This window comes from Streptomyces sp. NPDC048290 (assembly GCF_040652095.1).
In the GTDB taxonomy this organism is placed as follows: Bacteria; Actinomycetota; Actinomycetes; order Streptomycetales; family Streptomycetaceae; genus Streptomyces.
In genome coordinates, this window is record NZ_JBEZLM010000019.1 from 47,816 (window position 1) to 68,262 (window position 20,447).

Annotated in this window: 16 protein-coding genes and 1 pseudogene; 5 read left to right on the forward strand and 12 right to left on the reverse strand. The window is 70.4% G+C overall.

Annotated features, from left to right (window positions below):
* Nucleotides 1-644: 644 nt before the first annotated feature.
* The 3 genes from AB0D49_RS28500 to AB0D49_RS28510 all read left to right on the forward strand — a co-directional run bounded on the left by AB0D49_RS28500 (nt 645) and on the right by AB0D49_RS28510 (nt 4,374).
* Complete coding sequence (locus AB0D49_RS28500) at nt 645-1,703, forward strand: iron ABC transporter substrate-binding protein (protein ID WP_362762499.1); 1,059 nt, start codon at nt 645-647, stop codon at nt 1,701-1,703.
* A gap of 137 nt (nt 1,704-1,840) precedes the next feature.
* Complete coding sequence (locus AB0D49_RS28505) at nt 1,841-3,331, forward strand: iron ABC transporter permease (protein WP_362762502.1); 1,491 nt, start codon at nt 1,841-1,843, stop codon at nt 3,329-3,331.
* Nucleotides 3,328-4,374 carry an ABC transporter ATP-binding protein gene (locus AB0D49_RS28510; RefSeq protein WP_362762504.1) on the forward strand — a complete coding sequence of 349 codons (1,047 nt, stop codon included), beginning with the start codon at nt 3,328-3,330 and terminating at the stop codon, nt 4,372-4,374. The genes AB0D49_RS28505 and AB0D49_RS28510 overlap by 4 nt, the downstream gene beginning before the upstream one ends.
* A gap of 69 nt (nt 4,375-4,443) precedes the next feature.
* Here AB0D49_RS28510 and AB0D49_RS28515 read toward each other — a convergent pair whose 3' ends face one another.
* The 5 genes from AB0D49_RS28515 to AB0D49_RS28535 all read right to left on the reverse strand — a co-directional run bounded on the left by AB0D49_RS28515 (nt 4,444) and on the right by AB0D49_RS28535 (nt 12,681).
* A complete protein-coding gene (locus AB0D49_RS28515; protein WP_362762506.1) occupies nt 4,444-5,163 on the reverse strand; it encodes an SGNH/GDSL hydrolase family protein in 720 nt (239 codons plus the stop codon).
* On the reverse strand, nt 5,160-5,627 hold the full coding sequence (locus AB0D49_RS28520; protein WP_362762508.1) for a cupin domain-containing protein: 468 nt from the start codon (nt 5,625-5,627) through the stop codon (nt 5,160-5,162). Before AB0D49_RS28520 ends, AB0D49_RS28515 begins: the two co-directional genes overlap by 4 nt.
* Before the next feature lie 72 nt (nt 5,628-5,699).
* The gene (locus AB0D49_RS28525; protein WP_362762510.1) at nt 5,700-6,521 is read right to left on the reverse strand and encodes a helix-turn-helix domain-containing protein; all 822 of its coding nucleotides are present in this window, start codon (nt 6,519-6,521) and stop codon (nt 5,700-5,702) included.
* Nucleotides 6,522-6,733: 212 nt separating this feature from the next.
* Complete coding sequence (locus AB0D49_RS28530; RefSeq protein WP_362762512.1) at nt 6,734-7,939, reverse strand: hypothetical protein; 1,206 nt, start codon at nt 7,937-7,939, stop codon at nt 6,734-6,736.
* Nucleotides 7,939-12,681, reverse strand: a complete 4,743-nt coding sequence (locus tag AB0D49_RS28535) for an SNF2-related protein (protein ID WP_362762514.1) — start codon at nt 12,679-12,681, stop codon at nt 7,939-7,941. Before AB0D49_RS28535 ends, AB0D49_RS28530 begins: the two co-directional genes overlap by 1 nt.
* 366 nt (nt 12,682-13,047) lie before the next feature.
* On the opposite strand from AB0D49_RS28535, the gene AB0D49_RS28540 reads away from it, so the two are divergent.
* Nucleotides 13,048-14,127 carry a protein kinase family protein gene (locus tag AB0D49_RS28540; protein WP_362762718.1) on the forward strand — a complete coding sequence of 360 codons (1,080 nt, stop codon included), beginning with the start codon at nt 13,048-13,050 and terminating at the stop codon, nt 14,125-14,127.
* Between the two features lie 275 nt (nt 14,128-14,402).
* Here the strand turns inward: AB0D49_RS28540 and AB0D49_RS28545 are convergent, their stop codons facing one another.
* From AB0D49_RS28545 to AB0D49_RS28560, 4 genes and pseudogenes are all read right to left on the reverse strand, one after another.
* Nucleotides 14,403-15,191, reverse strand: a complete 789-nt coding sequence (locus AB0D49_RS28545) for an enoyl-CoA hydratase/isomerase family protein (RefSeq protein WP_362762516.1) — start codon at nt 15,189-15,191, stop codon at nt 14,403-14,405.
* Nucleotides 15,192-15,287: 96 nt separating this feature from the next.
* Nucleotides 15,288-15,713, reverse strand: coding sequence for a nuclear transport factor 2 family protein (locus tag AB0D49_RS28550; RefSeq protein WP_362762518.1), 426 nt, complete (start codon nt 15,711-15,713; stop codon nt 15,288-15,290).
* Between the two features lie 123 nt (nt 15,714-15,836).
* On the reverse strand, nt 15,837-16,184 hold the full coding sequence (locus tag AB0D49_RS28555) for a hypothetical protein (protein WP_362762720.1): 348 nt from the start codon (nt 16,182-16,184) through the stop codon (nt 15,837-15,839).
* A gap of 36 nt (nt 16,185-16,220) precedes the next feature.
* Nucleotides 16,221-16,484 (reverse strand): annotated as a pseudogene (locus AB0D49_RS28560) (alcohol dehydrogenase catalytic domain-containing protein); the annotation flags it as partial.
* Between the two features lie 140 nt (nt 16,485-16,624).
* Here AB0D49_RS28560 and AB0D49_RS28565 point away from each other — a divergent pair.
* The gene (locus tag AB0D49_RS28565; protein WP_362762520.1) at nt 16,625-17,353 is read left to right on the forward strand and encodes a GntR family transcriptional regulator; all 729 of its coding nucleotides are present in this window, start codon (nt 16,625-16,627) and stop codon (nt 17,351-17,353) included.
* Here AB0D49_RS28565 and AB0D49_RS28570 read toward each other — a convergent pair.
* The 3 genes from AB0D49_RS28570 to AB0D49_RS28580 form a co-directional block, all read right to left on the reverse strand.
* On the reverse strand, nt 17,340-17,942 hold the full coding sequence (locus AB0D49_RS28570) for an NAD(P)-binding domain-containing protein (RefSeq protein ID WP_362762522.1): 603 nt from the start codon (nt 17,940-17,942) through the stop codon (nt 17,340-17,342). The genes AB0D49_RS28565 and AB0D49_RS28570 overlap by 14 nt on opposite strands.
* Nucleotides 17,943-18,145: 203 nt before the next feature.
* Nucleotides 18,146-19,885, reverse strand: a complete 1,740-nt coding sequence (locus AB0D49_RS28575) for a pyruvate dehydrogenase (RefSeq protein ID WP_362762524.1) — start codon at nt 19,883-19,885, stop codon at nt 18,146-18,148.
* A 119-nt stretch (nt 19,886-20,004) separates the two neighbouring features.
* Nucleotides 20,005-20,406: a nuclear transport factor 2 family protein gene (locus AB0D49_RS28580; RefSeq protein WP_362762526.1), complete on the reverse strand. Its 402-nt coding sequence runs from the start codon at nt 20,404-20,406 to the stop codon at nt 20,005-20,007.
* Between the last annotated feature and the right edge of the window lie 41 nt (nt 20,407-20,447).

Consider the following 20,447-nt stretch of genomic DNA (forward strand, 5'->3'; position numbering starts at 1 on the left):
TCCGTGGTGTAGAGGCGGCAAAGGTCGGTACGCGGGCTCAACTGCTGGGCACTCCTGCGCATGTGCTCCACACCTCCTCGTCGACAGCGCCGGTCCCGATCATCATCGGACGGCCGGAGGAACGTAACCGGACCCTCGGCTCCCCGGCAACGGGTTAATGACTTGACCGGTGCGGGCGGGAGGTGACAGCCGCTCGCTGATCGCCGCGACCGGCACGGGTGCGAGCCGCGGGGAGTCCCCATGACCCCCGTGTGTCGACCGCGCCCATGCCCGTGTGCTGACGACCACGTTCCCGGGGCGCCGATGCCCGTGTGTTGACCGCGCCCATGCCGTGTGCTGACGACCACGTTCCCGGGGCGCCGATGCCCGTGTCCCGACCAGGTTCCTGGCGCGCTAATGCCCGTGTCCCGACTACGTTCCTGGCGCGCTAATGCCCGTGTCCCGACCACGTTCCTGGCGCGCTAATGCCCATGCGCCGACCACATCCCCAGCGCTCCGCCCGCCTCCCCGCCCCGGTCCCACGCCCCGCCTCCCCTCCCGCACGGATGCGCATTCGTTACCTGCCGCCACGAAGTGGCAGGTCAGCACCGTTAAAAGTTAGGTTAACCTCAGTTACGTTACTTTTTCATTGGAAGGGCTTTGCCATGTCATGGTCTAGACTCGGTCGCGTCCGCGTCCTTGCCGTCACCGCTCTCTCACTCCCCTTCCTCGCCGCCTGCGGCGGTGAATCGGACTCGAAGGAGACCGGCACCGCCGAGAAGTCCACGGCGGACGGCACCGGCAGCCTCGTCGTCTACTCCGGGCGCAGCGAAGAGCTGATAGCCCCGTTGCTGAAGGACATGGAGAAGGCCACCGGGGCCAAGGTCGAGGTCCGGTACGGGGACAGTGCCGAACTCGCCGCCCAGCTCCTCGAAGAGGGCGACCGGACCAAGGCCGACCTGTTCTTCTCGCAGGACGCGGGCGCGCTGGGCGCACTCGGCGCGAACGGACGCCTGGCGGAGCTGCCGCAGAAGTCCCTCGACGAGGTGGACCAGGTGTTCCGCGCCGAGGACGGCACCTGGGTCGGCGTCTCGGGCCGTGCCCGCGTGATCGCCTACAACGCCGACAAGGTCAAGGACGCACCCGTCTCCGTCGACGAGCTGACCGAGCCGAAGTGGAAGGGCAAGGTCGCCTACGCTCCGACCAACGCCTCCTTCCAGGCGTTCGTCACCGGGATGCGGGTCATGAAGGGCGACGACGCCACCCGCACCTGGCTCAAGGACTTCAAGGCCAACGACCCGCAGGTGCTGGAGAAGAACGGCGCCGTGCTCGACGCGGTCGACGCGGGTGAGGCGGAACTCGGCCTCATCAACCACTACTACTGGTACGAGAAGGCCGCCGAGGTCGGCGAGGACAAGCTCAACGCCAAGCTGAGCTTCCCCACCAAGGGTGACCCCGGCGCGCTGGTGAACGTCGCCGGAGTCGGCATCCTCAAGGGCACGGACGCCGGTGCCACCGCCCAGAAGGCCGTGGACTTCCTGCTGTCGCAGCAGGCGCAGACCTACTTCGCCGACGAGACGCACGAGTACCCGCTCGCCGCGGGCGTCGCGGGCAACAGCGAACTGCCCGCGCTCGACTCCATCGGCACCCCCGAGATCGACCTCAGCAAGCTCGAATCCCTCGATGTGACCCTGGAGATGCTCCAGGAAGCCGGGATGGTCTGACCCACGTGAAAGCACCCGGTCCCCGGCCGCGCGGCGGCCGGGTCCCCCTCGCCTTCCCCGCCTCCCTCCGCTCCCGAACGCCGTACACGCGGGACGGGGGGACCCGGCGGGGCGGCGGGCGACGGCAGGGCCCTCCCGTGCTGCTCCTCGTGGCCGCTTCCGTCGCCGCGGTCGTCGCCCTGCTGCCGCTGGTCTACCTCGGCGTACGCTCCCTCGAGCGCGGACCGGCCTTCGCCTGGGACATCGTCACAGGGGAACGGGTCGCGGCGCTGCTGGCGCGCAGCCTCGGCCTCGCGGCGGTGGTCGTGCTCGCGAGTCTGGTCCTCGGGATCTCCCTGGCGTGGCTGACCACCCGCACCGACCTGCCCGGCGCCCGGCTGTGGTCGGTGCTGGCGACGCTGCCCCTCGCGGTGCCGAGCTACGTGGCCGGTTTCACCTGGATCTCCGCGAGCGACGAACTGGCCGGCTTCACCGGCGCGGCACTCGTCCTCACCCTCGTCAGCTACCCCTATGTCTACCTGCCGGTCACCGCCGTACTGCGGCGCATGGACCCCGCGCAGGAAGAGGCGGCACGCTCCCTGGGCCACGGCCCCCTCGCCGTGTTCCGGCGCGTGGTCCTGCCCCAGCTCCGCCCCGCGGCGGCGGGCGGCTCCCTCCTCGTCGCCCTGTACGTGCTCTCCGACTTCGGCGCGGTCTCCCTCATGCGCTACGAGACCTTCACCCGCGCCATCCACACCTCGTACAAGGCGAGCTTCGACCGGACACCGGCCGCCGCCCTCAGCGTCGTCCTCGTGGTCATCACCATCGCCCTGGTGGCGGCCGAGTCACGCACCCGTGGCCGTGGGGTGCACTTCCGTACGGGCGGCGGCGCGCCCCGTGTCGCACGCCGCGCCGCCCTCGGCAGGTGGCACTGGCCCGCGCTGGCCTGGTGCACGGCGGTCGCCGCCGCCGGTGTCGCCTTCCCGGTCGGCACACTGGTGTACTGGCTGACGGTGGGCCGCTCAGGGACCTGGGAACCGGGCCTCCTGCTGGAGACGACCGGCAACACGGTCCTCGTCGCCACCCTGGGCGCCGCGGCGACCGTCGCCCTCGCGCTGCCCGTCGGTGTGCTCGCCGCCCGCCACCGCACCCGCGGTGCCCGGCTGCTGGAGCAGGCCGCCTACGCGGGCCACGCCATCCCCGGCATCACGGTCGCCCTCGCCATGGTCTTCCTCGCGGTCCGCTACATGTACCCGCTGTACCAGGAACTCCCCCTGCTGGTCGCCGCCTACACGGTGCTCTTCCTGCCCGTCGCCGTCGCGAGCACCCGCGCGGCCGTGCTCCAGGCGCCGCCCGTCCTGGAGGACGTGGCCCGTTCCCTGGGCAGCGGCCCGTTCGCCGCACTGCGCCGTGTCACGGTCCCACTGGCCGCACCCGGCATCGCCGCGGGCGCCGCCCTCACCTTCGTCGTCGGCATGAAGGAACTGCCCGCGACCCTGCTGCTCCGCCCGACCGGCATGGACACCCTCGCCACCCGGCTCTGGACCGAGACCGCGACGGCCTCCTACGCCGCCGCCGCGCCCTACGCCGCCGTACTCATCGCGATCGCCGCCGTCCCCTCCTACCTGCTCGGAAGGCACCGCACATGACCGACCTGCGCATCACCGGGCTGACCGTGTCGTACGCCGCGAAGCGACCGGTGATCGACGGGCTCGACCTGACCGTGCCCGGTGGCTGTCTGGCGGCCGTGCTGGGGCCGTCCGGCTGCGGGAAGACCACCATGCTGCGGGTCGTGGCGGGCTTTCTGCGCCCCGACTCCGGCACGGTGGACATCCGTTCCCGGACCATGACCGGTCCGGGCCTGCACGTGCCTCCGGAGAAGCGGCCCGTCGGCGTCGTCCCGCAGGAGGGCGCGCTCTTCCCGCACCTGAGCGTCGCCCGCAACATAGCCTTCGGCCTGCCCCGCACCGCGCGGACGGCACGCGACCGACGCGTCGCCGAACTGCTCGAACTCGTCGGCCTGGACGGCTACGGCGACCGGATGCCGCACGAACTCTCCGGCGGCCAGCAGCAGCGCGTCGCCCTGGCCCGCGCCCTGGCGCCGAGCCCCGCGCTCGTCCTGCTCGACGAACCCTTCAACGCCCTGGACAGCGCCCTGCGGGCGGGCATCCGCGACGACGTACGCGCCGCCCTGGCAGCCGCCGGAGCCACCGGCATTCTCGTCACCCACGACCAGGACGAGGCCCTGTCCAGCGCGGACCTGGTCGCGGTGATGCGCGACGGACAGGTCGTGCAGTGCGGCACACCCCAGGAGGTCTACCGCCGCCCGGCGGACCTGTGGACGGCGTCCTTCGTCGGCGACGCCGTCCAACTCCCCGGCACCGCACACGGAACGACGGCGACCACCGCCCTGGGCCCCGTCCCGCTCCACACCCCGGTCACGCCCGGAACGGGCGTCGCCGTCCTGCGCCCCGAGCAGATCACCCTGACCCCGGACACCGACACCCCCGACGGCATCACGGCCACCGTCCGGTCCGTCGCCTTCCACGGCCACCACAGCATGGTCGGCATCGCGGTCCCCGGCCTCGACACCACGGTCCCGGCCCGCGTCCTCGGCCCCGCCATGGCGGCGCCGGGGGACACGGTCACGGTGACGGTGTCCGGGCTGGCCACATGGCACGGGGGCGAGTGAGGCCCTGACGCGGCGCGGGCACCGGTCCGATCGCGACCGCCTGGCCTGCCCGTTGAGGGCGGGACCCGGTCACGCGCTCCGGGTCGGGAGCCAGGTGTCGATGACCTCGGCGACAAGGGCGGCGCCGCGACTGTTCTGGTGGATGTGATCGGTCGTGAGCAGGAGACCCCGGCGCCGGGAGACGGTGTCGAGGCTCCGGCGCAGCACGGCACGCCGGACGAGGACGCCGACGCTCGCTGCGGCTGTCGGCTCCTGATAGGGGACCGGCGGCGGGCTGGCCCGGCGTAGTTCCTCGGTCTGACGTTCGTGGAGCGGGAGATAGGCCACGTCCTCAGCGGTGGCGACCTCGGCGATCAGACGGCTGTACGCCTGTGACGCCTGCGCCGCGGCTGCGTCGGGTCGCTGGCCGAGGACCGGGAGCGACAGCAGGGCGATCGTCGCGTCGGTCTGCGTCCGCAGCCGCTCGACGACGGCTGCCAGGCACTGCTGGAACCAGCCGGCCGACGGGCGCTCGGGCAGCCGCTTGCGCTTCATGGCCTGCTCGACGGGGTACCCGGCGAGGCTCGCTCGGGCGTCGTTGGTCCCGATCAGCACGGTGATCACATCGGGCCGGTCCGCGACGACTGCATCGAGACGGCGTAGGAGATTGTGGGCGAAGTCGCCATTGACACCGAAGCGGGCGAGCCGTACGTCGCCCGGCGGGTGGCGTCGTTCGAGAAGGTCCAGGTAGTCGACGCTGAGCTGCGCGCGGGTGATGCTGTCGCCGAGGCACGCGACACGGGTCGTCACGGTGTGCGCGGGCCGGACACGCCGACGTGCTCGGTCGGATGGGCCTGGGTCCGGGGACGGTGCTCGGTGCCGAGGCCGGCGGTGATGGTGAGGAGGGACGCCGGTCCCGCCATGTCGACCGCGTGCCAGGTCCCGGCCGGGTTGACGGTGGCCTCGCCCGGCCCGAGCACCACCCGGTCGGGCACTCCCTCCGCATCACGGGTGACCGTCACCGACCCGCTGAGGCAGACGACCAGTTCGTCACCGGCGGGGTGGCGCTCCCAGTGGTCGCCGGGGCCGTCGCCGTCGAAGATCGTCACCAACCGGCCCTCGGCGCCGTCCGCCGCGACCGCGGCGCTGTAGGCCCGGAGCACCTCCGGATCCCAGGCGAAGCCCTCGACGGGATGGGCGCGCGACCCCAGTCCGAGGTGCACGGGAGTGGTCCGCAGGTCGATGGCATCGGGTTCGTGCTGGACGAGTCTCATGCCGACGATCGTCACAGGACAGCGACCGGGTGGTCTTGAAGAAATGGGAACGGAATCCTGCGTGAGGGGCGGCTACCCGGTACCGAGAAGGACTTCGCCGCGCCGCCAGACCGTCGGCGTCCGACCCGTGAACTCACTCCAGTCCCGGACGAGATGGGCTTGGTCGGCGTAGCCGGAGACGGCCGCCACCTCCGCCCACGGGACCGGCTCCTGCGCGGTCGCCAGTTCGTGGGCGTGCTCGAAACGCAGAACCCGTGCGAAGGTCTTCGGCGACAGACCCACCTCACCGCGGAACCGCTCGGTGAGATGGCGACGGCTCCAACCCAGCTCGGCGGCCACCGCCCCGACCTGGACCCGGCCCCGCGAGACCACCAGGCGGCGCCATGCCTCGGCCACCTCTGGAGGTACCCGTGACACACGGTCGCCGACGGCACGCAGGAACAACGCGTCCAGCACGGCGAACCGCGCCTCCCAAGTCGCCGCAGCGCGGAGCCGGTCGACCAGCTCCACGCCGAGCGCTCCGAGAAGCACGTCGAGCGGGACCAGCCGGTGGGCGAGATCAGCGGCGGGGATGCCGTAGACGGCCCGAGCCCCGAGCGGTGTCAGTGACACCTGGACGCCTTCCTGGCGTCCGTCGTGGTGGATCGCCACGGCCCGGCGCATCAGACCGCCGGCCACGCTGTCGTATCCGGTGACCGGAGACCCGTCGTCCACACCCGCCGCCACCTCCAGTCGGCCGGACAGACTGATCACCGTAGTGAGCAAGCGACCCGGCGGACCGCAGTGCACTCCCGCCGGGAACCCCCGAAGATCGAAACCGACATACGAACCGACGTACCGCCGCAGGCCGGGCGCCGGACGTGCCACGATCCTGGTGGCCGGATGGTCTCTCACCCTCGCAGTGTACGAACCGCTGCTCGGAGGCGTCGGCGGTCCGGGTCACCGGCCGCTGGCCCCACTCGTTCAGCACGCCCCGCGAGCGGATGGCCGAGGTACGTCAACTCGTCCGTCCCGCGCGTGCCACCCGCCCGGTGCTGCTGCTCGTCGGCGTGGCGGTGCTGTTCCGCTCAGTACGCTGCCGAGACGCGCGCTGCCCCCCCCGGCGCTCAGTGCCCCGGCCGACCGCGCCCGTCAAGCGCGGTGAGCGCGCCGCGGTACGCGTCGGCAGGTTCGTCGGCGGGCGGGGCGATGAGGTGCCAGTCGTGACTGGTTCCGGAGAAGGCGTACCACCGGCCGTCCGTGCCCTGGCGGAGCTGGATGTCGGCGGTGGTGTCGGTGATGCGGTGGTCGGAGATCAGCAGCGGTGCGGTCGGGTCCGGGCGCAGTGGGCTGATCGCGGCGGCTGCCTCCTGGAGGACACGGGGGTCGGCCTGGTGGGGCTGGAGCGTGGCGCGTACGCCCGCGGTACCGGCGAGGGCATGGGTGTGCAGGAGACGGCGCAGGGCCTGGGGCTCCATGCCGAGACGGTGGGCGACGGCTTCGGTCCCCTCGCTGGTCGGCAGGCTCGCGGCGAGCCGGACGGCGTCGGTGACCGGGTCGAGTTCCGGCATGGTCCCGTCGGTGAGGAGGCGCCGGGCCTGGTCGGCGGCGTCGGCGGCGAGGCTGCGGAGCCGCTGGAGTGAGGGCGCCGGTGCTGGTGGGTCGGGCAGTTCCATGGCGGCGAACACGGAGGATTCCAGCTCGCCGTCATGGGCCCACTCGTCGCCTGCCGGGGCGGATGTGCCGGTGGCCCACTGAAGGTAGGCGTGGTGAGCGGCGACCTGTGAGCGCGGTGGCCCACTCGCGGCGGCCTGGGCGGGCGCGGAACCGGGATCAGTGAGCAGGCGTGTGACGTTGCGTTGTGCCAGCCCGCGCAAGGTCATCAGGATGGGCGGCGCGGTACGCAGGCGCCGGGTGACGGCGTGGCCGAGGGCGGCGGTGTGTCGGCACGGCGCCTGCCGGCAGGTGCAGACGAAGGACAACTGGCCCGCCGCCGGGGCGATGCGGATGCCGCCCGTGTGAGCGGGGTCGGTGAGTTCGGCGGGCAGTTGGCCGGACAGCAGGGCGTTCCTGTGACTCTGCGTCAGGGCGCCCGCTAGCGCGCGCTGCTCGTCCTCGGTGAGCTGGGCGATACGGATGCCGGTGCGGACGGGTTCGCTGTGGCGGGGGGTGATGGTGGCGGTGACGAGTCCGGGTTGGAGGGAGAGCGTGATGGGGTTACCCGGAGCCAGATAGACGTGGTGACCCTGGAGGAGGATCACAGGGCTGGCGGTGGCCTCCTTGTGGGCGGACTCCCAGGCCAGGGCCCACGGCGCGGCGGTCGACTCGGACACTACGACCCCCCGAGGGCGATGAGTTCGGCGATCTCGCCGTCCGACAGATCGGCGAGCGCGGTCTCCCCGCCGAGCAGGACAGCGTCGGCCAGGGCGCGCTTGCGGGCCAGGAGGGCGTCGATACGGTCCTCTACGGTCAGCTCGGTCTGGAGGAGATGGACGTTCAGGGTGCGGGTCTGGCCGATGCGGTGGGCGCGGTCGATGGCCTGGTTCTCGACAGCGGGGTTCCACGGCCGGTCGACCATGACGACATGACTGGCCCGGGTCAGGGTCAGACCGGTACCACCGGCCTTCACGGTGAGAATCATGACGGGGGCGCGGCCGGACTGGAACGCGTCGACCAGGTCCTGACGGGCCTGACCCGCGGGGATCTGGCCGTGCAGGAACAGCGGAGTCAAGCCCTGGGCGCGCAGGTGGGTCTCCAGCAGCCGGCCCATGGCCGCGTAGCCGGTGAACAGGAGGACCGACTCGTCGCGCGCGGTGATCTGAGCGAGGAGGTCGTCGACGGCGGTGAGCTTTCCCGAGCGCCGCCGGTGCGCCGCCGGATCGTACCCGTCCTGGTCCGGCGTCTCCCGCAGGTAGTGCGCGGGGGTGTTGCAGATCTGCCGTAGCTGGGTGAGCAGGGTGAGGACCAGCGCCCGCCGCTCGCCGGTGCGGGCGACACGGATACGTTCCATGGTGTCCCGGGCGACCGCCTCGTACAGGCCCACCTGTTCGCGGGTGAGGGACACGATACGGCGGGTGGTGATCTTCTCGGGGAGTTCCTTGAGGATGTGCGGGTCCGTCTTCAGACGCCGTAGCAGGAAGGGACTGAGGAGACGGGCCAGGCGGCGGGCGTCGTCGCCCTGCGGGTCCTGTTCGACGGGGCGGGCGTAGCGCTCGCCGAAGGCACGGCGGGTGCCGAGCAGACCGGGGTTGGCCCAGTCCAGGACGGCCCAGGCGTCCATGACACCGTTCTCGACGGGTGTGCCGGTCAACGCGACACGAGCCTTGGTGTTCAGGCGGCGCAGTTGCCGGGCGGTGTGCGAGCGGGGGTTCTTCGCGTACTGGGCCTCGTCGGCGATGACCAGACCGAACGGCTGCGCGGCGAGGATGTCGGCGTCCAGCCGCAGGGTGCCGTAGGTGGTGATCACGATCTCGGCGGCGGTCAGGCCGGACAGTCCGCGCCCCTCGCCGTGGTAGCGGCGTGTGGGTGTGTCCGGGGCGAAGCGGGCGGCCTCGCGCTGCCACGCGGTGACCATGGTGGCCGGACAGACGACGAGGGTCGGCCCGGCGTGCCGCGGATGCTCGCCGCGGTGCAGATGCAGCGCGAGCGCGGTGACGGTCTTGCCGGTGCCCATGTCGTCGGCCAGACACGCGCCGAACCCGAGGCGGGTCAGGTTGGCCAGCCATGCCAGCCCCCGCAGTTGGTAGTCGCGCAGTGTCGTCGTCAGCGCCGCGGGCTGCGGGACCGGCTGGTGGGACCCGGCGCACAGGAAGTCCACGAGTTCGGCGAGCGCGTCGGCCGGCTCGCAGGCGACCACCTCAGCGCCGACGCTGATGCTGCCGGTCAGGACGGCGGTCAGGGCCTCGGCCGCGGGGAGGGTGCCGATGTGGCGGTCCGCCGCCCGGCGCACGGCGGTGGGGGTGACCAGCAGCCAGCGGTCACGCAGCGGGATCAGCGAGCCTCCGGCGGCGGCCAGGGCGTCCATCTCCGCGTCGGTGAGGGCGTCGCCGTCGACGGTGAGCTGCCAGCGGTGGTCCAGGACGCTGTCCAGGGCGAAGAAGGCGCTCTCGGCCCGGACGGAGCGGGTGCCGATCACGGCACGTACGCCCAGGGACCGCGCCCACTGATCGGGCCAGGAGATCTCGATGCCCGTCCGGGCGAGGTCTCGTCCCATCTCGCCGAGCAGCAGCGCGGCTTCGGCGGCCCGCACCGTGAACCGGGACGGATGGCTCTGTTCCAGCAGGCGCCGCATCGGCGGCCAGAGCCGGGCCGCCGCCCGCAGCCGTCGCCGGACCCGCTCCAGCAGGGCCGGGTGGGCACCGTTCCCGGGCAGATACGAGGCGGCGTCCACGACCCGCGCTTCCCCGCCGGGCGAGTGGGTCCTGATCCGCAGCACCGCCCACAGCAGTTCGGGCTCACTGTCGGCGGGGGTGTTCGCGGGCGGCGGCTTGATCGTCAGAACCAGACCGGGCGAGGGCCCGGCATCGGCCAGAGCGGCGACGCGATCGGTCCACATCTCCAGGGCAGGGCCCTGAGCCCGCGGCAGCGGGGCCGTATAGGGAGCCGCGCCCAGCACGTACGGCGCTCCTGGCGAGCGCACGACCGCGTCGGCCAGCGCGTCGAGCACCCGCCCCACCACGACGTCCGGCGCCCACAGGCGGTACGGGCCACGAGCCGCGGGGACACAGTGCGCGTACGGCGGCATCCCGCGGGCGAGCGTGTCGGCGGCTGCCCGTTGATCCGGCCCGAGCGGACCCAGCCGCCAGGCGTCGCGGCCCAGCGGGTCGGCGCCCGGGTAGACACGCTGCTGGGCGACGGCCTCGACTCCCAGCCGGATGACGGCCCGCCAGATCTCCACACTGGCGTGCAGCCCGTCGCCGTCCAGGCCCGCCAACACCCCGGCCAGCAGCCGCAGCGGCACCTCCCACACCATCACCGACTCCGCCCGTACGGCGACACCGTCCCCCGGCAGCAAGAGGTCGGCGCTGCCGGAGCGCAACGGGAGCGGCGGTCCGTCCGGAAGGGGAGGGGCTCCGGCGAGGTGGAAGACCAGCATCCGGGGGGAGCCGTCGCTGAGGTCAGCGGTGAGCGCGGCGCCCGCGCGGAGGGTGGCGGCGAGCAGGTCAGGGGCCGAAGTGGGCGGGATGGGGTGGGTCGACTGGACGGGCGGGATGGGATGGCCCGACTGGGCGGACTGGAGGGGCTGGTCGGGCTGGGTGGACTGGAGGGGCTGGAGGGACTGGTCGGGCTGGGCGGACTGGAGGGGCTGGAGGGACTGGTCGGGCTGGCCGGACTGCATCGACTGGTCGGGTGAGGTACCGGTCTGCTGGCGAGGCCGGATCGACCGGGGTTCCGCCTCGCGGACATGCCGGTCCGGGTCGGCCGGTACCAGGGAGAGCACGGCGAGCAGGACCCGCGCGGCCTCGGTCAGGGATGCCTGCTTGCTCGCGGCCCGCCCCCGAGCCCGCACGGGCCTCCCCCGGAACCGGCACGACAGAGTGCACCGGAACATCGGCCGGTGCGCGGGCCCTGTGGACGCGTAGCCGGTCTCGACATCGGTGACCGTACCGGTCTGCCGCAGCGAGTTGAACGCGCCCAGGGGACTCCGGCCCGGGGCCAGCGGTTTGGTCGCGGGCACGGCCCGGACCGGCCCGGCAGGAGGCTCCTGACTCTCCGCCACGACCAGGCCCAGCAGCGCACGGGCCGCGTCCTCCTGTGCGGCACCGGTACTCAGCCCGCTCCCCGTGGCCGCGAGGTCCCGGCCGCCCGCCCGACAGGAGGCCCGACAGGTGAACAGCGGCTGCCGCCCTGTGAGAGTGGGCGGCACATCGAGAACGAGGTCACTGACCAGCCCCATCTGTGTCAGCTCGTCCAGCGCGCTGACCGGGTTCCTGCGGCCGGGCGCCGTCGGCGGCGCGTCCGCCGCCCCTGACGATGTCATTCCGGCCAGCTGAGCCAGGACAGCGGTCGCGGCCGTACGACGGGCGACCTTCTTCGAGCGCCGCGGTCCACTGTCCGCGCGCAGGAGACCGCTTCCGGAGTCATACGCCAAGCAGGCCCGGTACCGCATCTCATCCGGCCCGGCGCCAGGGATGACGGTGTCCTCGAAGACCGGCAAGGGCCGACTGCCCGCTGCCGCGTGCGACTGGAGGAGCGCTGACGCGGTCCCCGCCGAGCCTGCGGCGACCGACTCCATGACGGCGCGGCGCGCCGGCGCCCACTGCGGCGCCTTCGCCTCGAACAGCACGAGGTACGCCTCATCGGTGTCCATCACCCCGGCCATGGCCCGTGCCGCGACCTCGGCAACCAGCACGGGCGCCACCGCGTCCCGCGCGCACGCCTGCCGCAGCCGGGCACGGAAACCGAACTCGGGGGATGGGGCCAAAGACCCGCCGCCCGATCCGACCCGCGCCCACTCCTCACCGTCGTCCGACTCCTGCACCACGGGTTCTACGCCGCTCAGGTGCCCGACCAGACTCACCGCCGCCAGCAAACGGGCCGTGTGCCGCCGGTCCGCGTACACGGCGATACCGTGCGCGAACCCCTCCTGCGACCGCCAACCGGCCTGTGCGCCGAAGCGACCCATACCGGGCCGAGCAGCCACCTCACGCAGCACGAACGCCGAGCCCTCCGCCTCAGCGTGAGCCGTGAGAATCGTGGTGGCACGCTCCCCGGCAGTGGCCAGCGACGCCCAGGCGGCCCAGCGAGCCGACGAAACGGCCTCCGGCGCTCCGGGACCAACGACCTCCGGCGCTCCGGGACCAACGACTCCCGGCGCTCCGGGACTGCCGAGCAGGAGCGCCCGCAGACCGTCCGTCCCCAGCAGATCGGCTTCCGCCCGCCGTACCACCTCCGCGAGAAACTCCCCGGTGACCAGGCCGTCCGCACACGCCCTGGAGAGCAGCGCACCGAACTCGCCATCCTTCAGCCTCCGCAACGCGGGAGCCGTGCCGTCACGGATCTGCCGCCGCTCGCTCTCCCGGGCACGCCGGTCGAGCACCTCACCAGTCGTCAGCGGAGTGGGCCGGGTCGTCACTCTGGGAGAACCTCCGGGAAACAGCGGAAAAGAACAGCCGTCTGCCAGTGCCGGCGGACTGCCCCGACGTCATCATCAACGTAGCGGAACGGTCCGGCACTTCGGGCGGAAGCGGTCGTAGAACGGAGCAGCGGACACACTGGGCACGTTCTGTCGCTATGCTGACCGGCTGCTCAGCCGAGCGCACATCGACCCGCCTCTGCTCACGCTCATTCGCCGTGAGAGCCTCCGGGCATGAGTTACGACCTGGCTGTCTGGGAAGGCGAGAGGCCGACGGACGACAAGACCGCCGGCCGGGTCTTCAACGACGAGTTTGGTCTGCTTCGACGTGCAGGAGGACCGGCTGAGGCCATGCTGGAGGCACAGATGAAACACCCTGACATGTCCCGCAGCGCCCGTCTGGCCGCCTACGACGCCGTTTCCACATCCCTGGCGCAATGCAGTGACCGCAGACTGCGCGAACTCATGGACGCCGCCACACCGATCGGCTCCGGCATCGGCGGAAAGACAGTCCTCCTCGAAGTCGACGGAACCGCAACCTTCGTCAAGCAGATACGCCTGACCGACCTGGAGAAACTGCCGGAGAACGTCCACTCCACAGCGAATCTGCACGAACTGCCGCTCTTCTGCCACTACGGCGTCGGCAGAATCGGCGGCCCGGGATTCGGAGCCTGGCGGGAACTGGCCGTACACACCATGACGACGAACTGGGTGATCACGGGAGACTACGAGGGTTTCCCCCTCATGTACCACTGGCGGTTACTCCCCGACCTCGGCCACCCGCTACCCGAGGAACTGGCCGATGTGGAAGAAGCCGTCGCCTACTGGGGAGGCGGAGCGGAGATACGCAGCCGGATCGAGGCTCTTCAGCAGTCCTCGGCCAGTCTCACACTGTTCCTGGAGTACATCCCGCAGAACCTCCACAACTGGTTGGGCATCCAAATGGGCGCCAGTGAGGAGGCAGCCGAGCGGGCCTGCATCATGGTGGACAAGGAGCTGAAGGCCGACATCGCGTTCATGAACACCCGCGGGCTGCTGCACTTCGACACCCACTTCGAGAACATCCTGACCGACGGCCGACGGCTCTTCTTCGCCGACTACGGCCTCGCGATCTCCTCTCGTTTCGAACTCACACAGGATGAGGCCGACTTTCTAGAACAGCACGACACCTACGACCAGTACTACGCCGTCACACATTTCGTGAACTGGCTGGCCGTCGCTCTGTACGGATACCAACCAGAGGAGCGCAAAGCGTTCGTGCGCACCTGCGCGCAAGGGGTTTCTCCGGGAAAGATCCCTGCGGCGATCGCGGAAATCCTTGTCCGCTACGCGCCGATCGCCGAAGTGATGGGGGACTTCTATGGCCGATTCCGGGACGAGAGCCGTGCAACCCCCTTTCCGCTGGAGGCGATCCGCCTGATCAGCCAGGAAGAACGGTCCGCCTGAGGCGGTGACCGGGAGCATGCCACGTGCTTCCGAACCAAGCCATTCTCACGGCAGATGGCCCCATGCTCACTCGGAGTAGGGAAGACCTGCCGTCCGGCCTGCTGGACGCGCTGGGCACGCGCGCTATGCCCCGGCGGCCCACATAGCCGGGGCAGGCGAGGTCACACACTCCCGGCCTCCCGCCTGCGCGGCTCTGCCTCGACCCCAGCAATCACTACGATTACCGAGACGCCCGCGAGCCCCGATGCAGCAACCGCACAACTCCCGCCCCGTGCCTACTCGCCCACGAACGTCGGCCTGACAATGCCGTCACCAGTCTCGGCGGCCTTCTTCACGGCGGCGAACGCGCGCTGTGCGTCCGACGACTCGAAGAGGTCCATCGTGAGATCGAGCGTCAGCTGATCCGCTGATGCCACTCCACCGCCCGACCAGGCTTTGAACAGTGAGCGGACCGCGGCATAGCCCCGCGTGGGTCCCGCCGCCAGCCGCTCAGCCAGGCGATCGACGGCCTCGTCCAGCTCATCGTCGGGTACGAGGAGGTTGACCAGCCCGCTCTGCGCGGCCTCGGCCCCGGTGAGGGTCTCGGACAGCAGCACGTGCGCGGTGGCGCGCCCGCGCCCCACTCGCTCCGCCAGGCGCTGCACGCCCCCGGCCAGCGGTGCCATACCGGTGTCGGCCTCCACCCATGTGAACGTGGCCTCCTGGGCGGCGACGATGAGGTCGCAGCGCAGGACAAGCTCGTAGTGGCCGCTGACTGCGCGGCCACGCACGGCGGCGATGGTGGGTATGCGCAGGGCCTCGATCGCCGTGTAGGCCTGGTTCACTTCGGCGATGAAGGTGCGGAACCAGTTCCGGTCCTTGCCGGGCCACTCGGGGACGAAACCACCGGTGCCGAAGTTCGGGCCTGTGGCGCGTACCACCAGGACCCGGATGTCGCTGCCGCTTGCCTCATGGACAGCCGCCAGCAGGTCGCTGGCGAACGTGCGGCTCAGAGCCTGGTCGGGAGGGTTGACAAGGACGATGCTTCCGACGCTGCCGTTCCGCTCGAACGTGACTGTCTTCATGATGTCTTCCTCTCATGGTGGGACCCTGGAGCAGATGCGAGCACGAGGGGGAGGGGACGTGCCGCGTCCCCCTCCTCCCTGATGCTCCCGCCTCGTTCAGTCACTTCCAGGCCCGTGAAATGCCTGGTCGACGATCAGCGTGTCCTCGTAGAGATGCAACTGGACGATCTGGCCGTCCTCGATCACCAGGTGGAGGGAGGCTGGGGTCGTGAACCGTTTTCCGCTGGTCGCTATGACGTGGCTGAAGGTCGCCAGCAGCACCACGTCAGTGCCCTCGACGATGGTCCGCTCCAGCACGACCCTCGACTCGCCGGGCACGTAGTGGGGCCACATCGTCGTGAAGTACGGGGCGACTTCTTCGCGTCGTGTGCGGCTGCCCGTCCAAGGCAGCTTGTCGCTGCCGGGAACATGCCAGTCGATCTCTGGTGCGAACAACTCCTGTATCCCGTGCTGGTCCTGCTTGCCGAGGCGCTCGACGAACTGCCCGGCGACGGCGCGCGGGGTGTCCGTGTCTGTAGACATGGGTCTGTTCCTTCGCGTGGTGACGTGATGGTGTGAAGAGAGGGTCGATTCAAAAGCCCTGGAGCGTTGCGTATGTGCTGTCCCGGGGCGGAGACCCGCGCCTGGAGATCGGGGGCCGTGCCCTCAGCTCAGGGCGAGCAGCGTGCTGCCCGTGCCGTTCGTTCTCGCGGCGTCGATGGCGTCGCGCAACTGGTCGAGCGGGTAGGCGGCATGGACGGCGAGGAGTTCGGGGTGCCGCGCGGCGAGTTCGAGGGCGGCTTCCCGATCGACGGCTTGCCTGACGATCAGCTTGCCCACCGCTGACGCTGCGGCCGACACCACCAGAGGTGCCCCGTCCGGAGCCGCCGCGGCGCTACGCAGTTCCTCGACCGCCCGCACCACGGTCCGCGACGTCACGGAGTTGACGAGCGTGATGCTCGCCAGTTCGTCGCTCACCGACTCCGGGACGACCACGGTGAACTCAGCAGGCACAGTGACACGTTCGGACCATGCCCCCACAGCGGGGAACACGGCCACCCTGTCACCGACTCGCGGCGTGGACACCGACTCACCCACTGCGGTGACGACGCCTGCCGCCTCGGTCCCCAGCGCCCGAGCCGACGCTCCACCGGGCAAAGCCCTTGAGGTGCCGGCCAGATCTCCTCGATGCACTGGAGCGAAGCTGACGGCTACCTGAACTTCACCGGCGCTCGGCGCACGCGCCTCGGGTACGTCCTCGACGCGCGCGACGGCGGCTGCGTCGCCAGCCTCGCTGTACACCACGCTCCACATGCCCCTCACCTTTCGTTGTAACTGAAGATGTTACGACTTTAGCTCATAGGTTGGGCCGCGGCCACTGAGGTGCGCTATCGATATTGACCCCAAATTGCATTAAATGAATCATTCATCGCTAAAAATGTTAGGGTGACGCGGTGGGCAGAGAAAAGGCGACGCGTACTGAAGAGGTCTTCGACGACATCCGGGCGGATTTGCTCAACGGGCAACTCGCCCCAGGGCAGCGGTTGAAGCTCGTTGCCCTTGCCGGCCGCTTCGGCGTGAGTCTTTCGGTGGTACGGGAGGCGCTGACCAGGCTCGCCGAGCAGGGGTTGGTCGTCGCCAGTCCCCAGCGGGGATTCAGCGTGATGCCGCTGTCGATCGACGACATGTCCGACCTCACCAGAACCCGGATTCAGGTGGAGTCGCTAGCCCTGCGGCAGTCCATCGCTCTGGGGGACGTCGAATGGGAGGCCCTGGTCGTATCGTCCTGCCACACACTCGATCGCACCCCGACCAACGCGGCGGACGGCCGCCTCAACGAGGACTGGCCCATTGCGCACCGGGCCTTTCATCGGGCACTGCTTTCCGGTTGCCGGAGCCCCCGCCTCATGGGGATTGTCACTGCGCTGCGTGATAGCGCGGAACTCTACCGGCGATGGTATTGGAGCCTGACGGGGGACCAGGGTCGTGACCTCGCCGCGGAGCACCGGGCGCTGCGCGACCATGCGCTGACCCGCGACGCGGACGCGGCGGTCGCGGTGCTCGTCGAACATATCGACAGGGCGCCTCGCATGCTGATCGCTTACGCCCAAGAGCACAACCTGGAAGATCCCACGCATCCGCCGACGAGCGGGCGAGGGAGGAGTGACATCAGTCCTGCTTGAGAACGTGCAGCCCGGACAGCGGGCCACCGAGTTGCATGAGACGTCCTCCTTCACGTAGTGACCCCAGGTCGACGGGGGCGAACCCGAAGTCGGACGCCAGCTCCTCGACGGTGGACTTCGCGTCGGGATCGTCACCGGCGAGAAACAGCACCTGACGGCCGGCCGGGTGCCGGGGATCGGCGGCGATGTACTGGCCGTACAGGCTGTTGAACGCCTTGACCACGCGGGCTCCGGGCAGGTGCGCCGCGACGAACTCGCTTCCGGTCAGCTCCCCCAGGTCCACGATCGCGGAGTGGGACGGCGGGTCGGCGAACTGGTTGGTGGCGTCGATCACGATACGTCCGTCGAACGGGGGCAATGAGGCCACCGCCGCTGGAATCTGCGGCCATCTGACAGCCAGTACGACCAACTCGGCCGCGGCGGCTTCCTCAGGTGTTCCTGCACGGGCCAGCGGTCCCAGGTCCCCCACGGCGGCGGCCAGTGAGGCAGGACCGCGGCTGTTGCTGAGGATGACGTGGTGCCCGCTGGCGACGGCGTGACGGGCGATGGCTCGCGCGACCGTTCCGGCACCGAGTGTTCCGATGTGCATGGGCGTCCTTCGAAGGGTGTCACCAGGCAGAGCTGGTGAGCCGTACGGTTCTGTTCTTCTGCCGGGGCGGTGAGCCAGGGCGTCGCGGCGCGGTCGGAAAGGCCGCGTCGGTGCCCGCGAGGTGCAAACCGGTCCGTGGGGTCCCGAGTGATCACGGCTGCGATGCCTGATGGGGATCGGAGCGCGACACGACTGCGCTGGGCCTACGGCCGGGGGATGCTACGCAGGTTGGCCCGTGCCACGTCGAGCATCTGACCTACACCTCCGGCCAGGACCGTTCGCCCCGCCGCCAGGGCGAAGCCTTTGACCTGTTGGGGCGTGATCCGTGGGGGGATGGCGAGGGCGTTCGGGTCAGTGACGAGTTCCACCAGGCAGGGGCCGGGGAATGCCAGTGCCTCCTTGAGACCCTCGCGGACCGCATCGGGTCGCTCGATACGGATCGCGTGGATTCCGGCAGCCGCGGCGATCGCCGCGAAGTCGACCGGTTCGTGATCGGTCTCGTGTTCCGGCAGCCCGTCCACCAGCATCTCCAGCTTGACCATGCCGAGGGAGGAGTTGTTGAACACGACCGTCTTGACGGGGAGGTCGTGCCGCTTCACGGTCAGTAGCTCACCCAACAGCATGGCGAGGCCGCCGTCTCCGGACAGGGAGATCACCTGGCGGTCACGGTCGGCCAGCTGTGCTCCGATGGCGTGGGGCAGGGCATTGGCCATGGTGCCGTGCAGGAACGAGCCGAGGATGCGGCGCTTTCCGTTGGGTGTGATGTAGCGGGCGGCCCAGACATTGCACATGCCGGTGTCGACGGTGAACACGGCGTCGTCGTCCGCCAGTTCATCGAGGATGGCGGCGGGGAACTCGGGGTGTATGGGGGTGCGCCGCTCCACGTCGTGGGTGTAGGCCGAGACGACGCGCTCCAGGGACTGAGCATGTCTGCGCAGGCTGGTATCAAGGAAGCCGCGGTCCTGCTGGTCCTGTAGCAGGGGCAGGACCGCTCGCAGGGTCTGCCGGACGTCGCCGTGCACGCCCAGTTCCAGGGCTGTCCGTCGCCCCAGTCGTCCGGCGTCGTGGTCGATCTGCACGGTCCGCTTCTGGGGCAGGAACTCGTCATAGGGGAAGTCGGTCCCCAGAAGCACCACCAGGTCGGCGTCGTGCATGGTGTCGTAGCAAGAGCCGTAGCCCAGCAGGCCGCTCATGCCGATGTCGTAGGGGTTGTCGTACTGGATCCATTCCTTGCCGCGCAGGGTGTGTCCGATGGGGGCCTTGAGCCGTTCGGCCAGTTGCATGACCTCGGCGTGGGCGCCGCGTACGCCCGCCCCGGCGAAGAGCATGACGGTCCGGGCGGAGTTGAGCCGGTCCGCCAGGGCCTGCACCTGGGCATCGTCGGGGGTGACACGGCCCACGGCAAGCACTGGGGGGTGGGTTCCGGTGGCGTTGGTGGTCGGAGCCGCCGCGAGGTCACCGGGGAGGACGAGTACGGAGACATCACTGTGACCGACGGCTCGTTGGATGGCGATCCGCAGCAGACGCGGCATCTGGTCGGGTGTGGCGACCAGCTCGCAGAAGTCGCTGCATTCGGTGAAGAGGCGTTCCGGATGTGTCTCCTGAAAGTAGCCGGTGCCGATCTGGCGTGAGGGGATGTGCGAGGCGAGGGCCAGCACCGGAGCGCCGCTGCGGTGCGCGTCGTACAGTCCCTGGATCAGATGGGTGTTGCCGGGCCCGCTGCTTCCCGCGCACACCGCGAGTCGGCCGGTCAGCTGTGCCTCCGATGCCGCGGCGAAGGCGGCCGACTCCTCGTTGTGGACATGGACCCACTCGATGCCCTTGGCGCGGCGGACCGCGTCCACGATCGGGTTGAGGCTGTCCCCGACCACTCCGTAGATCCGGGACACCCCGGCCAGACGCAGTTCGTCGACGAGCTGTTGGGCTACTGTCCGGTTCCCCATGAGGTGTCCTCCACGCTCCGGCGGGCCCTGGAGGCCCCTACTCGTTCCTCGATCATGGATGGTGCTGATGAACTGGTGGATGAACGGGATGGTCACCGCCTCCCCGACGACACGCTGTGTCAGGGGCGCATGGCCTGGGCGACGGTCAGGGAGTGCTCGAACATGTAGTAGCGGCTGATGCGGCCCTTCGCGTCGACGACGATGTCCAGCGCGAACGGAGTGTCGATCACCTTGTCCGTCGCGCGGACCACGACCCGCGCCCGTCCGATCAGCACCGCGTTGGAACCGTCCACGAGAACGCGGTCGATCTCGAAGAGTTCACGGACGGTGAGGCGGCCCATCGTCTCGAAGAAGTCCGGGATGTCGGCCGCCGTACGGCGGCCCACCCAGGGGACGATCTCCGGATCACCGGGGATCTCCCAGTGGGCGTCGTCCGCGAAGAGCCCCGCCACCGCCGGGATGTCGCCCTCGCCCAGGTGCTTGAGGAACCTGGTCACCACATCGCGTGTCTGGTCACTCATGATTGCTGTTCCCTCCTGCCGGTCGGAGCCGGCGTCTCGGT